The 13,579-nt window shown below is 65.9% G+C and carries 13 protein-coding genes and 1 tRNA gene; 7 read left to right on the top strand and 7 right to left on the bottom strand.

From position 1 onward, the window contains the following. Nucleotides 1-47: 47 nt before the first annotated feature. The 5 genes from ACIPPQ_RS19845 to ACIPPQ_RS19825 all read right to left on the bottom strand — a co-directional run bounded on the left by ACIPPQ_RS19845 (nt 48) and on the right by ACIPPQ_RS19825 (nt 3,160). Nucleotides 48-890, bottom strand: coding sequence for a TraB/GumN family protein (locus ACIPPQ_RS19845; protein ID WP_446545778.1), 843 nt, complete (start codon nt 888-890; stop codon nt 48-50). A gap of 53 nt (nt 891-943) precedes the next feature. After that, complete coding sequence (locus tag ACIPPQ_RS19840; RefSeq protein WP_446545777.1) at nt 944-1,894, bottom strand: TraB/GumN family protein; 951 nt, start codon at nt 1,892-1,894, stop codon at nt 944-946. A gap of 54 nt (nt 1,895-1,948) precedes the next feature. After that, nucleotides 1,949-2,386, bottom strand: coding sequence for a hypothetical protein (locus ACIPPQ_RS19835; protein WP_446545776.1), 438 nt, complete (start codon nt 2,384-2,386; stop codon nt 1,949-1,951). Beyond that, complete coding sequence (locus tag ACIPPQ_RS19830; protein ID WP_327456097.1) at nt 2,379-2,591, bottom strand: helix-turn-helix transcriptional regulator; 213 nt, start codon at nt 2,589-2,591, stop codon at nt 2,379-2,381. The genes ACIPPQ_RS19835 and ACIPPQ_RS19830 overlap by 8 nt, the downstream gene beginning before the upstream one ends. 242 nt (nt 2,592-2,833) lie before the next feature. Next, nucleotides 2,834-3,160, bottom strand: coding sequence for a UrcA family protein (locus ACIPPQ_RS19825; protein WP_446545775.1), 327 nt, complete (start codon nt 3,158-3,160; stop codon nt 2,834-2,836). A gap of 275 nt (nt 3,161-3,435) precedes the next feature. On the opposite strand from ACIPPQ_RS19825, the gene ACIPPQ_RS19820 reads away from it, so the two are divergent. From ACIPPQ_RS19820 to ACIPPQ_RS19790, 7 genes are all read left to right on the top strand, one after another. After that, nucleotides 3,436-4,317: a glycine--tRNA ligase subunit alpha gene (locus tag ACIPPQ_RS19820; RefSeq protein WP_446545804.1), complete on the top strand. Its 882-nt coding sequence runs from the start codon at nt 3,436-3,438 to the stop codon at nt 4,315-4,317. Further along, nucleotides 4,314-6,506 (top strand): glycine--tRNA ligase subunit beta, encoded by a 2,193-nt coding sequence (glyS, locus tag ACIPPQ_RS19815; protein ID WP_446545774.1) that lies wholly within the window; start codon nt 4,314-4,316, stop codon nt 6,504-6,506. Before ACIPPQ_RS19820 ends, glyS begins: the two co-directional genes overlap by 4 nt. 11 nt (nt 6,507-6,517) lie before the next feature. After that, nucleotides 6,518-6,979 carry a hypothetical protein gene (locus ACIPPQ_RS19810; RefSeq protein ID WP_446545773.1) on the top strand — a complete coding sequence of 154 codons (462 nt, stop codon included), beginning with the start codon at nt 6,518-6,520 and terminating at the stop codon, nt 6,977-6,979. An 86-nt stretch (nt 6,980-7,065) separates the two neighbouring features. After that, complete coding sequence (ppdK, locus tag ACIPPQ_RS19805) at nt 7,066-9,729, top strand: pyruvate, phosphate dikinase (protein WP_446545772.1); 2,664 nt, start codon at nt 7,066-7,068, stop codon at nt 9,727-9,729. A 16-nt stretch (nt 9,730-9,745) separates the two neighbouring features. Beyond that, the gene (locus ACIPPQ_RS19800) at nt 9,746-10,321 is read left to right on the top strand and encodes a DUF1214 domain-containing protein (protein ID WP_446545771.1); all 576 of its coding nucleotides are present in this window, start codon (nt 9,746-9,748) and stop codon (nt 10,319-10,321) included. Nucleotide 10,322: 1 nt separating this feature from the next. Next, complete coding sequence (locus tag ACIPPQ_RS19795; RefSeq protein WP_446545770.1) at nt 10,323-10,850, top strand: DUF1254 domain-containing protein; 528 nt, start codon at nt 10,323-10,325, stop codon at nt 10,848-10,850. Nucleotides 10,851-10,894: 44 nt separating this feature from the next. Beyond that, nucleotides 10,895-10,971: transfer RNA gene (locus ACIPPQ_RS19790), tRNA-Arg, on the top strand. Between the two features lie 91 nt (nt 10,972-11,062). On the opposite strand, the gene ACIPPQ_RS19785 is transcribed toward ACIPPQ_RS19790, so the two are convergent. Then, nucleotides 11,063-12,454 carry an efflux transporter outer membrane subunit gene (locus ACIPPQ_RS19785; RefSeq protein ID WP_446545769.1) on the bottom strand — a complete coding sequence of 464 codons (1,392 nt, stop codon included), beginning with the start codon at nt 12,452-12,454 and terminating at the stop codon, nt 11,063-11,065. Next, nucleotides 12,451-13,578 carry an HlyD family secretion protein gene (locus tag ACIPPQ_RS19780; RefSeq protein WP_446545768.1) on the bottom strand — a complete coding sequence of 376 codons (1,128 nt, stop codon included), beginning with the start codon at nt 13,576-13,578 and terminating at the stop codon, nt 12,451-12,453. The genes ACIPPQ_RS19785 and ACIPPQ_RS19780 overlap by 4 nt, the downstream gene beginning before the upstream one ends. Nucleotide 13,579: the final 1 nt, after the last annotated feature.

Genomic DNA, 13,579 nt, shown 5'->3' with positions numbered 1-13,579 from the left:
CCGCGGCGCTTAGCGGGGAAGCGGCAGAAATGCAAGCGCCAGCGCGTCTATTGCACGCGGGTGACCTTCAATCCTTCGGCTTCGAGCATCGTCGGCACGCCGTCGCTGCCGACCAGATGGCCCGCGCCGACCGCCATCAGTACGGTTCCGGGCTGGCCCATACGCTGTTTCACCCACGCGCTCCAGCGCCGGTTGCGGTCGGTAAGGATCGCCTTGCGCGCGGCAGGAACAGCGTCGATGTCTTCGTTGATTACCTTTTCCAGCGTTGCGATATCGCCGCGGCTCCACGCCGCGGTCAGCGCGCCGACTTCCTTCACGGCGATGTCCGCTTCCTCCGCCGTGCGGACCAGCAATGCGCGCTGCGTCGCGGCGTCCAGCGTCTCGAACAGCATCAGCTGCTCGCGCGCGGTTTCGAGGCCGCCTACGGGTTTGCCCGCGGCATTGAATGTTTCGGTCAGCTGCGTTTCGACCCCGTCGGCGGGCGACAGTTCGGCATTTTGCGCGACGCGCTGGCCCATCAGCACCATCACCGCCCAATCGTCGAACCCGTCGCCGCTGAAGCTGCGTCCGCTCGCTTCCAGCGCGCGATAACCGATCAGCGCCTTGCCCGCGAGGCGTGCTTCGATCGCGAGCGGGGTCTGGCGCGGGGCGAGCTCCTGAAAGACTTCGCCCGCGGCGGCGAGTTCGGCGGGCGGCAGTTCGAGCACCAGCTCGTCCGCTGCACTGATCGCGGCGGCGACCTTGCCATCGTTCCAATCGGTCCCGCGCGGCAGCGCGTGCATCGTGCCGAGGATATAGATGCGGGTGTCGTCATCCTCGACCAGCCACATCGCCGGCCGTGCCTGTTGCCCGGGTTCGGCGGTGCCGCATCCCGCCAGCAGCAACGCCAAAAGGGCCGCCGCAAGGCGGCGACCCCCTTGTCCGATACCGGCGGCGTCGCCGATCAATATTTTACACGCTTCACGGTCAATCCGTGTGCCTTCAGATAATCCTGCACGCTCTTGTCGCCGGCGAGGTGGCCCGCGCCGACCGCGACAAAGACGGTGCCGGGCTTGTCCATCCGCGCCTTGATCTGGTCGGCCCAGCGCGCGTTGCGATCCCACAGCAAGGTTTTTGCGAGTTCGGGCGTCGCGGCCATGCTTTCGTTCATCGCCGTGGCCAGCCCGTCGGGGTCGCCCTTCGCCCACAGCAGGACCATCTTGTCGAGCTGCGGTCCCAGCTTGTCGAGGTCCTTGATCACCGAGTTCAGGAACGCGACCTGCTGCGTTTCGGGCAGCGTATCGAAAAAGCCGAGCTGCTCGGTAAAGGTTTCGAACCCGGCGACCGGCTTGCCGCTGGCCTTGGCCTTGCTGGTGAGCTGCTTTTCGGCGCCCTGTTCGGGGTCATAGCCGAGCTTGGTGAGCGGCAGCATCGACAGGGTGATCGCGGGGAACCAGGGCTCGAACGCGTCGAACTGCGCCGCGGGCAGGCCGACGCTCGCCATCGCTGCCTGATAGGCCGCGAGCTGGTGAGGGTCGAGCCGCGACGACAGCGTCTTGCCGCTCTGGTCGAGCGCCAGCGGCATCATTTCCTTCGCGACCTGCGACGGGTCGTCGGGCAGCACCATTTCGAGCATCAGCTGGTCCGATTTGTCGAAAGCGGTTTTGACCGCTTCGTCGAACCAGCTGAGGCCGGGTTTCAGCACATGGACCGTGCCGAACAGATAGATGGTCGTATCCTCGTCCTTCACCACCCACAGCGCGGGATCGGCGTCGGTCGTCGCGACGATTGCCGGTGGGGCGGTTGCCGCCACGGGTTCGGCCGCGCGGGCCGATTGGCCGCCGGGGATCATCGCGCATTGGGCAAAGGGAATGACCGCGCATGTGGCGGCAAGCGTCCGGAACCAGTTTTTCATCGAAGTCGGCCTTTCTTGGGTCGGCTTAAAGAATTGCGGGAAAAGCGGAAAGGGTCAGCGAAACTTCAGCCATAGATAGACGATGCAGTTCACGACCAGCGAAAAGACGAACAAAATCATGGCGTCGGCGGGCGGTGCCATGTCCGCGCGGTGGAGTACCCACCAGACGGGTGCCGGAAAGATGAACGCGTACCATCCGGCCGTGCTGGCCCAGAGCCAGGCATGTTCCTCATGATCGTCGATCGCGCGGTGATAGATAATCATGCAGATCGCGAGACCGATCGCCCACGCCGCCGAGGCGCCGATGGCGAAGCCCGGCGTCAGCGCGCCGCTGAAGAGTTCGGCCGCGGAGCGCGGTGCGTCGGCCTGATCGGCAACCATCCAGCCGCCGACAATGCCGCCGATCACGCCGGCGAGGCCGAGCGAGGTCCAATAACGCTTTTGCCGCGGGGACATGCGGCGGCGCGGTTTCGAAGTCTCGGCGTCAGTCATTATTGCTTCCTTCATGGCCGTCATCGAAAATTTCTTCGATCGGCATTTCGAACAGTCGCGCGAGCTTGAAGGCGAGCGGCAGCGACGGGTCATATTTTCCCGTCTCGATCGCATTTACCGCCTGCCGCGAAACATCGAGCCGGTCGGCGAGTTCCGCCTGGCTCCAGTTCCGCATCGCGCGCAGCACTTTCAATTTATTGTTCATCGGTGCCTCGCCAGCATGTTCGTCGGGATGGTCACACCCTTCCCATAGAGCATCGAAATGTCGGGGAAGCGAAATTTTGTCCATCCGTTCGATGTGGTCGGGTTGGTGGCGGCAGGCCTGGACGGTAATAGGCCTGCCAAGAGACTGGAGCGCTGCCACCGGGGAGGAGAGAGCGCTCCAGTCCAGGTCGCCGGCCGTCACCGGGGAGGCCCGGCCGGAACGAAGCCGTCCTGTCCCGCCGGTTAGCGTGCGGCCTCGACCATCAGCAGCGCGAGCTGCGTGCCGCCCTGCGCCTGCGCAATAGCGCGCTCGGCCTGCGGCGCGGCATTGGCGAGCGCCGCCGCGACACACGCCGACTGGCGGGCGTTTTCGGCGGTGCCGCGGAGGCCCGAACGGCACAGGCGGCGCGCGGCGCTCTTTACGCGGGTGTCGAGGCGTTCGCGGTCGGCCGCCCGGGTCAGGTCGAGGCCGGCGGTGCTGACGGCGGCGGTGGTTCCTTCGGTCTGCGCGGCGGCGGGAGCCGTAGCGACGGTGAGCGAGAGGGCGAGGATCAGGGTGCGGGTCATCATGTCTAGGTCTCCTTGGTTCGTTGGGTTCGTCACGTTAGCCTGTCTTCATGTCAGGTATGCCTGACTATATGTCGCGATTCGCTGACCATGTCAACAACGCCTTACAAAAAGTTTTGGAAACCTGACTAAAGCGCGCATTTTCGCGCCGCGACGAAGGGACGGGAGCCTTGACCGTGCGCCGCCGCTGGGCCAATGCGGCGGCGATTTTTGCACCTGCGAAGGATATTGCGGCCGTGGCCGACGGGGCGGACAAGACACCACTCAGCTTTCAGGACATGATCCTGACGCTGCACGCCTATTGGGCGGCGCGCGGTTGCGCGATTTTGCAGCCCTATGACATGCGTGTCGGGGCAGGAACATTTCACCCGTCGACGACGCTGCGCAGCCTCGGCCCCGAGCCGTGGAACGTCGCTTATGTCCAGCCGAGCCGCCGCCCGACCGACGGCCGTTATGGCGAGAACCCGAACCGGCTCCAGCATTATTACCAATATCAGGTCATCCTGAAGCCGTCGCCCGCCGACCTGCAGGAACAATATCTGGGCAGCCTCGCTGCGATCGGCATCGACCCGCTGCTCCACGACATCCGCTTCGTCGAGGACGACTGGGAATCGCCGACGCTCGGCGCGTGGGGGCTGGGCTGGGAAGTCTGGTGCGACGGGATGGAAGTCACCCAGTTCACCTATTTCCAGCAGATGGGCGGTTTCGACTGCAAACCCGTCGCGGGCGAGCTCACCTACGGGCTCGAACGCCTCGCCATGTATATCCAGAATGTCGACAATGTGTACGACCTGCGCTTCTCCGACGCGGTCGGCGATGTCGCGGCGGTCAGCTATGGCGACGTCTTCCTCGAGAATGAAAAGCAGTTCTCGAAATGGAATTTCGAGGTCGCCGACACCGATACGCTCTTCGCGGGCTTCAAGGCCGCCGAGGAAGAGTGCAAGCGCGCGATCGCGGCGAATGTGCCCTTGGCCGCCTATGACCAGGCGATCGAGGCAAGCCACCTGTTCAACCTGCTCCAGGCGCGCGGCGTGATCAGCGTGCAGGAACGCGCCAATTATATGGCGCGCGTCCGCGACCTTGCGAAGGGCAGCTGCAAGGCGTGGATCGACAGCCAGTCGGAACGCTGGACCGAAAAATACCCGGGGTGGACGCTGTGACCGACTTTCTTCTCGAACTGCGCAGCGAGGAAATCCCGGCGCGGATGCAAGCCGGCGCGCGCGCCGAGCTCGAAAAACTGTTCCGGGCGCAGCTGAGCGCCGCGGGGCTCGATGCGGGCGACCTCACCATTTGGTCGACGCCGCGCCGCCTCGCGCTGATCGCCAAGGGCTTGCCCGAAGCAACGGCGGCGGTGAGCGAAGAACTCAAGGGTCCGCGCAGCAGCGCGCCGCCGCAGGCGCTTGAAGGCTTCCTTCGCAAGACCGGCTTGACGCAGGACCAGCTCGAGGATCGCGACGGCGTCTATTTCGCGGTGATCGACAAGCCCGGCCGCGCGACTGCCGACGTGCTCGCCGAGGCGATCCCGGCGATCGTCCGCGGCTTTGCCTGGCCCAAGTCGATGCGCTGGGGCAAGGCAAGCGCGAGCAGCGAAAGCCTGCGCTGGGTGCGCCCGCTGTCGGGCATCGTCGCGATTTTCGGCGAAGAGCTTGTGCCATGCGAAGTTAGTGGGATTTCCGCCGGTTTCGCGACGCGCGGCCACCGCTTCCACTGCCCGGGCGAAATCACGATCGGTTCGGCATCGGATTATGCTGAGAAGCTCCGCGCGTGCCACGTCATCGTCGACCATGAGGAGCGGCAGGCGATCGTCCGCGACGGTGCCGCCAAGGCCGCGGCCGACGCCGGGCTGACGCTCGTCGAGGATGAGGGGCTGGTGATCGAGAATGCCGGGCTTACCGAATGGCCGGTGCCCTTGCTCGGCCGCTTCGATGAAGCGTTCCTCGAAGTCCCGCCCGAGGTCATCCAGCTCACCGCGCGCGTGAACCAGAAATATTTCGTCGTGAACGGCGCCGACGGCAAGCTCGCCAACGGCTTCGTCTGCACCGCGAACATCGACGCGAAGGACGGCGGCGCCGAGATCGTCGCGGGCAACCGCAAGGTCCTCGCGGCGCGCCTGTCCGACGCGCGCTTCTTCTGGGAACAGGACCAGAAGAAGACGCTCGCGCAGCATGCCGAGAAGCTCGCGAACATCACCTTCCACGAAAAGCTGGGCACCGTCGCCGACAAGGTCGAACGCGTCGCGAAGCTCGCCGAATGGCTGGCGAGCGAAGGCATCGTCCCGAACTGCGACCCCGCGCTCGCGCGGCAGGCGGCCGAGCTGGCAAAGGCCGACCTCGTCACTGAAATGGTCGGCGAATTCCCCGAATTGCAGGGGCTGATGGGCGGCTATTATGCGCGCGCCGAAGGCCTGCCCGATGCCGTCGCCGACGCGATCCGCGATCATTACAAGCCGGTCGGGCAGGGTGATGACGTGCCTACGGCGCCGGTGACGGTGGCCGTGGCGTTGGCGGACAAGCTGGATACGCTGTCGGGTTTCTTTGTGGAGCAGATGCCGCCATCGGGCTCCAAGGATCCCTTCGCCCTCCGTCGGGCGGCTCTGTCGGTAATTCGGCTGACCTTGGAAAATCAACTGCGGTCGTCGATTGAGACGATCCTGCTTCGATCCACGTATCATCTGTACGAACAACGCATGGATGAAACTCGCAGGAAGATTATCGGCGACGTAATGCAAGGGCTTGCCAAAGTTCTTAATCGAAACCCCTCGAGAAAAGAGCTTCTGGAGGCAATAAAATCTCGTGGGCCGTTTGATCAGGAGCCTTTAGTCCTAGGCCTTCAAAGCGCGCTCGACCCATTGCTCGACTTCTTCGCCGACCGCCTCAAGGTCCAGCAGCGCGAAGCCGGTGTCCGCCATGACCTGATCGACGCGGTATTCGCGCTCGGCGGCGAGGATGATCTCGTCCGCTTGCTTGCACGCGTGAAGGCACTGCAAGCGTTCATGGCGACCGAGGACGGCACCAACCTGCTCGCGGGCTACAAGCGCGCCGCGAATATCCTGAAGCAGGCGGGCGAGGTGAGCGGCACCGCCGCCGCGACGCCGCCGACCGACGCCGATGCCGCGCTGCTCGCCACGCTCGACGCCGCCCAACCGGCGGCCTCCGCCGCCGTCGCTGACGAGCGCTTCACCGACGCCATGGCCGCGCTCGCGTCGTTGCGCGCGCCGATCGACGCCTTTTTCGACGGTGTGATGGTCAACGACCCCGACGAGTCGGTTCGCGCCTATCGCCTCGGCCTGCTGTCGCGCTTTACCGGCGCGGTGCATGGCGTGGCCGATTTCTCGAAGATCGAGGGCTAGAGAGGCCGGCGATGAAACAGGATTTTCCTGTCTGGCTGGCCTTTCTGTTCCCGGTCTTCTTTGTCGCGCTGTGGGTGTTCGTGATGCGCGTCGTCTCGTTGATGGGCTGGTCGGCGCTTGCGGCGCGCTTTGCGTTTGATCGGCCCGTGCCGTCCGATGCCGAACGCTATGGCTCGCAGTCGATGTCGATCGGCGATTCCTTCTTCACGATCGCGAACTACGGTAATTGCGTCAACGTCTGGGTCGACCCGCGCGGCTTCTACATGCGTCCGCAACTGTTCTTCCGGATGTTTCATCCGCTGCTGCATATCCGCTGGGACCAGATCGCGAAGGCCGATGTTCGCAAGGGATTTCTGAACGGCGGCACGCGGCTGACCTTTCGTGCCGACGCGCCGCCGCTCGCGATGCGTGGACGGTCGGCGCGCGCGGTCGCCGAACGATGGCAAGCTTTCGGTACAGGCAACGCTGCCTGATGCCGCTAAAGGAAAACTGAATCGACCCGGCGGGCAACCGCCACTATCCAGCCGCAACCTCCTCCCCGGGGCAGCAGGAGTATATGATGACGAAGATGGTGCATTTGTTCGGCGGCGCGGCCACGACGGCCGAGCGCTCGAAGGAATTGCTGGGCGGCAAGGGGTCGAACCTCGCCGAAATGGCCTCGATCGGCCTGCCGGTGCCCCCGGGCTTTACGATCACCACCGACGTCTGCACTGCTTATTACGCCAATGGCGAACAATTCCCGGCCGGATTGGTCGAGGACGTCGCCGCGGGTATCGCGCATATCGAGGGCATCACCGGCAAGAAGTTCGGCGACGCCGCCGATCCTTTGCTCGTATCGGTCCGGTCGGGCGCGCGCGTGTCGATGCCCGGGATGATGGACACGGTCCTCAACCTCGGGCTCAACGACAAGACGGTCGTCGGCCTGTCCGACGCGTCGGGGGACCCGCGCTTCGCGTGGGACAGCTATCGCCGCTTCGTCCAGATGTACGCCGACGTCGTCATGGGTCTCGACCATGCCGAGTTCGAGGAAGCGCTGGAAATCGCGAAGGAAGACAGGGGTTTCTATCTCGACACCGAGATGTTGGCTGAAGACTGGCAGGCGCTTGTCAAGGAATATCAGGCGATCGTCGAGCGCGAGACCGGAGCGCCCTTCCCGCAGGAACCGAACGACCAGCTTTGGGGCGCTGTCGGCGCGGTGTTCGCGAGCTGGGAAAGCGATCGCGCGAAAGTCTATCGCCGCCTGAACTCGATCCCGGCCGAATGGGGCACCGCGGTCAATATTCAGGCGATGGTGTTCGGCAATATGGGCGACACCTCGGCGACCGGCGTCGCGTTTACGCGCGACCCCGCGACCGGCGAACGCGCATGGTACGGCGAATGGCTGATCAACGCGCAGGGCGAGGACGTCGTCGCGGGCATCCGCACGCCGCAGTACCTCACCAAGATCGCGCGCGAAAAGGCGGGTGCCAAGCCGGCGTCGATGGAAGAGGCGATGCCCGAGACCTTCATCGAGCTCGGCCGCGTCTTCGACACGCTCGAAACGCACTATCGCGACATGCAGGACATCGAGTTCACCGTCGAACGCGGGACGCTGTGGATGCTCCAGACGCGCAGCGGCAAGCGCACCGCGAAGGCGGCGCTGCGCATCGCGGTCGAAATGGCAGCGGAAGGGCTGATCACCGAAGAGGAAGCCGTCGGCCGGGTCGATCCGGGCGCGCTCGACCAGCTTCTCCACCCGACGCTCGACCCGAACGCGCCGCGCGATGTGCTGACCAAGGGGCTTCCCGCGAGCCCCGGCGCGGCGTCGGGCAAGATCATGTTCACCGCCGATGATGCTGAAAAAGCAGCCGAAATGGGCGAGGCGGTGATCCTCGTCCGCGTCGAAACGTCGCCCGAAGATATTCACGGCATGCACGCCGCCAAGGGTATCTTGACCGCGCGCGGCGGGATGACCAGCCACGCGGCGGTGGTCGCACGCGGCATGGGCCGTCCGTGCGTCTCGGGCGCCGGCGGGCTGTCGATCGACGGCGCTGCCCGTGTGCTCCGCGTCGGCGGACGCGAGCTGCGCGAAGGCGATATCCTGACCCTCGACGGGTCGACGGGCGAAGTGATGGCGGGCGAGGTCAAGACCTTGCTCCCCGAGCTCGTCGGCGATTTCGGCACGCTGATGGCATGGGCCGACAAGGTCCGCCGCATGAAGGTGCGCGCCAACGCCGAAACGCCGCAGGATGCACAGGTTGCGCGCGATTTCGGCGCCGAGGGCATCGGGCTGTGCCGCACCGAGCATATGTTCTTCGACGCTGCGCGGATCACCGCGGTGCGCGAAATGATCCTCGCCGACAGCGAAGCCGGCCGCCGTGCCGCGCTCGCCAAGCTGCTCCCCGAACAGCGCGGCGACTTTGCCGCGATCTTCGGCGTGATGGCGGGACTGCCCGTCACCATCCGCTTGCTCGACCCGCCGCTCCACGAATTCCTGCCGACGCGCGAAGAGGATTTCGCCGATGTCGCCGCGGCTGCGGGCGTAGGCATCGAAGCGCTGAAGGCACGGGCGAACGAGCTCCATGAATTCAACCCGATGCTCGGCCATCGTGGCTGCCGCCTCGGCGTGACCTATCCCGAAATCTACGAGATGCAGGCGCGCGCCATTTTCGAGGCGGCGTGCGACGTCGCCGCCGAAACCGGCGCTGCGCCGATTCCCGAGGTGATGATCCCGCTCGTCGCGACGCGCCGCGAATTCGACCTGATGAAGGCGGTCGTCGATGCGCAGGCGAAGGCGGTGTTCGCCGAAAAGGGCCGCGAGATCGCCTATCTGGTCGGCACGATGATCGAACTGCCGCGCGCCGCGCTGATGGCCGGGGAAATCGCCGAAAGCGCCGAATTCTTCAGCTTCGGCACGAACGACCTGACGCAGACGACGATCGGCATCAGCCGCGACGACGCGGGCCGCTTCCTGACACAATATGTCGACAAGGGCATCTTCCTGACCGACCCCTTCGTCAGCCTCGACGTCGAGGGTGTCGGCCAGTTGATCGAGATCGCGGCCGACCGCGGGCGCAAGACGCGTTCCAACGTCAAGCTCGGCATCTGCGGCGAGCATGGCGGCGATGCGCCGAGCATCCATTTCTGCGAAAAGACGGGCCTCGACTATGTCAGCGCCTCGCCTTACCGTGTCCCCATCGCCCGGCTCGCGGCCGCTCAGGCTGCGCTGAAAAAGGGCAAATAACCGGGGGGGAACGCGCATGAAGGGCTGGCACCGCTATACGATCACATTGGTGGGCGGATTGGCGGTGGGGCTCGGCGCTGCCTGGGCGCTCACCAGCGGCGGGTTGCAGGATGGCCAGATCGCCAACGGGCCGTGGACGACCTCGCTCGGCTACGGCACCAAGGCGACCGATCCGATAACCCGCGCCGCGGTGGCGCGCGCGGGGCTGCTCGCGCTTCCCGCGAAGGAAACCGTCTATTGGTCGGCGAAGAGCGATGCTGCGGGCGCGGCGCTCGACGGCAATTGCCGCTACAGCCTCTCAGGCACACCGCTCGACGCGCGCTGGTGGAGCGTCACCATCTATGACGAGGCGGGCTATCTCGTCGCCAATTCCGCGAACAGCTGGTCGGTGAACGGCGCCAATGTCGCGCTCGATGCCAAAGGCGAATGGCGCGTGACCATCGCGCCGGCAAAACCCGCCGAGGGGGCATGGTTGCCCGGGACCAAGGGACAGCCCTTTCACCTGACGCTGCGCATGTATAATCCCGGCAAGGCGTTCCGCGCCGATCCCGCGAAAGCGGTACTCCCGAAAATCGTGAAGGAGGGCTGCTGAGATGCGGAACTGGCTCGGTCCGCTCGCCTTCGGCCTGATCGTCGCCGGATTCACCGCCTATGCGGCGATCCTGGCGATTCCCTATGGCCTGATGAATGTCGCGATCGAGCGGCTGGGGCAGGGGGGCGTCAACACCATGTCCTATGGCAATCTCGCGACCCCCGCGCGACAGCCGGTCGTGCGGCCCAGCCCCGATCTCGCCTATTCGAGCTGTCCCTACAATATCTCGGATGGCCCGATCGCGATCGACGTCACCCCGGTGCCGGGCCGTTACAGCTCGCTCAGCATCTTCGACGCAGCGACCGATGTGATTTTTGTGCGCAACGATGTCGAGGCGGGCGGCAAGCCGTTCCGAATCATCGTCGCCCGGCCTGGGCAGGCGGTACCGAAAGGCGCCGAAATCGTCCGCACCAACCATGATCATGGCATCGCGCTCGTCCGGATTTTGCTGAAAGACCCCACGGAAATCGGCGCGCTCGACGCGATCCGCCGCCAATCGTCGTGCGGAACGGTCACAAAGCTGAAATAGGGGGTTGCGCCCCCGCGCAGTGAGTCTTAAAGGCGCCTCTCCACGCACCCGTAGCTCAGCTGGATAGAGCATCAGACTACGAATCTGAGGGTCGGACGTTCGAATCGTTCCGGGTGCGCCATTTCCCTCCGACAGGTTTCGCAGGGCCGGAAACTCCGGATTTTATTCCTTCATCCGAACAGGAAAATCGCCGCAAACGCGTTGCGTGCGGATCAATCCGGCGCGCCGGTTTCTGACATTGTCCACCCGCCCCCCATTGCCTGGAAGAGCTGGATACGCGCGGACAACGCGTCCGCGCGAAGCTGGATCAGCGACAGCTCGGCGCCGAGCAGGCCGCGCTGGGCGTCGAGTTGTTCGAGATAGGGCGAATAGCCCTCGCGATAGCGATTGGTGGCGAGGCGAAGGCCTTCGGCCAGCGCGTCGCGCTGCGACTGCGCGAACAGGAGCTGCTCGTCGACCCGGCGGACGGCCGCGAGTGCGTCCTCGACCTCGCGAAACGCGGTCAGCGCGGTGCGGCGATAGGCGAAGGCCGCCTGATCGCGCTGCGCCCCCGCGGCGTCGGCTTGGGCGGTCAACCGGCCGCCCTGGAAGATCGGCGCCAAAATGCTGCCGCCGATCGACCAGATCGAGATCGGGTCCGCGAGCAGGGTCGAAAAGGCCGCCCCTGCGGTCGCGTTCAGGCGTAGTTGCGGGAGAAAGCGTTTGCGCGCCGCGGCCAGATTCTTGTCGGTCGCCGCGAGTTGATATTCGGCCTGCGCGACATCGGGCCGGCGGCGGAGCAGGTCTGACGGCAAGTCGCCCGGCACCGCGGGCACGGTCAGGCGGCCGAGTTCGGCGCCGCGCCCGATCGCCTGCGGTGTCTCGCCGACCAGCTGGCTTAGCCCGTCCTCGACGCGCGCGATCGCCAGTTCGATTTGCGGCACGATCTGCGCCGTCGCATCATATTCGGCTTGCGCCTGCTGGAGCTCGAGCTTGGGTGAATAACCGGCCCCAACGCGCGATTTCGCGATCCGCAGCGATTCGGACCGCGCTTGCACCGTTGCGCGTGCGACCGCCAGCCGGGCGTCGAGACCGCGCAAGGTGACATAGTTGGCCGCGACGGCCGCGGCGACCGAGAGCTGCACCGCGTCATGCGCGGCCTCGCTTGCAAAAAAGGAATCGCGCGCCGCGGATTGCTGGTCGGCGAGGCGGCCGAACAGGTCGACCTCATAGGCGACCTGGAGCTGCGGCTGCGCAAAATTCTGTTCGGACGGCTGGCCGAAGGCGTTGACCGATCGTGATCGCCCGCCGCTGAGGGCTGCGTCGATACTGGGCAGCGTCTGTGCCCGCGCGAGCGCGAGATTGGCGCGCGCCTCGCGGGTGCGCGCCGCGGCGATCCCGATATCGCTGTTGTTCGCGAGCGCCCTGTCGACGAGCGCGGTGAGCGCCGGGTCGCCGAACGATTGCCACCAGCCGCGTTGCAGCGGCGCGCCGACATTCGCGTCGGTCCGCCATGCGGCTGGCGGTGCGACCGGCGGCACGTCGACGGTCGCGACGTTTGGCCCCGCGCAAGCGGAGAGCGCCGCCGCGAGCAGGGCCGTTAACGCGAGGGGCCGCCCCTTCATCGCTGCGCCCCGCCGCGCGTATCGACGCGTACCTCGACCGACATGCCGGGCCGCAGCCGTTTCGCCAGCCGTTGATCGCGATCGATCGCGATCCGAACCGCGATCCGCTGCGCCACCTTGACGAAATTGCCGGTCGCATTGTCGGCTTTGAGCACCGCAAATTCGGACCCGGCCGCGGGCGACAGATTTTCGACCCGCCCGGTCAGCTCGGCACCGCCCAGCGCATCGACGCGGAACCGCACCGGCTGGCCCACCGCCATGTCGCGCGTCTGTGCTTCCTTGAAGTTGGCGATGACCCAGACCTTGTGCGGGACGATCGAAAGCAATTGCGTGCCTGCGGTGACATAGGCGCCCTGGCGCACGCCGATTTCGGACAATTGCCCGTCGGCCGGCGCGCGGATGACGGTGTTATCGAGGTCGATCTGTGCGAGGCGGAGCTGCGCCTTCGCCGAGGCGACCGCGGCTTCGAGCCCGGCGCGCCCGACGACGACGGTGCGGACATCCTGCGTGCCGATCGCCCGGCTGGCGCGCGCCTGTTGGAGCCCCGCCTGCGCCGCGAGCAGCGCCGCGCGCGTCTGGTCATATTCGCGGGTCGAGATCGATCCGTCCGCGACGAGCGCGCGCGCGCGGCGCATGTCGGCTTCGGCCTTGGCGAGCTGTGCCTGCGCGTTGGCGATCCCGGCATTCTGGCTTTCGGTCGCGACCTCGCGTGACCGCTGCGCCTGCGCCGAATTGGCGAGCGAGGCCTCCTGCGCCGCGACATTGGCCTCGGCCTGCGCGACGCGCGCGCGATAGATGCGGTCGTCGATCGTCGCGAGCACATGGCCTGCCTTGACCTCGGCGAAATCTTGCACGGCGACGCTGGTGACATAGCCGCTGACCTGCGGGCTGATGATCGTCACGCGGCCGCGGACGTAAGCGTTGTCGGTCTCTTCCGACCAGCCCGAGAAAGGGGGAAGGTTCCAGGCGTAGAGGATCGCGAGAATCGCGAGCACCGCAACGGTAACGATGACGACCACGGTCGTCCGCGACTTGGCCGGGGGGTGCCATGACGACGGTGGCGGATTGATCTGCGGATCGGATTCCGGTGCGGGTTTCGGTGCGTCGACTTTTTCGTCGCTCATG

The sequence above is a fragment of the Sphingopyxis sp. LARHCG72 genome (assembly GCF_052871675.1).
Note: the sequence above shows the minus strand (reverse complement) of the source record. Positions and strands in the feature narration are given on the sequence as shown.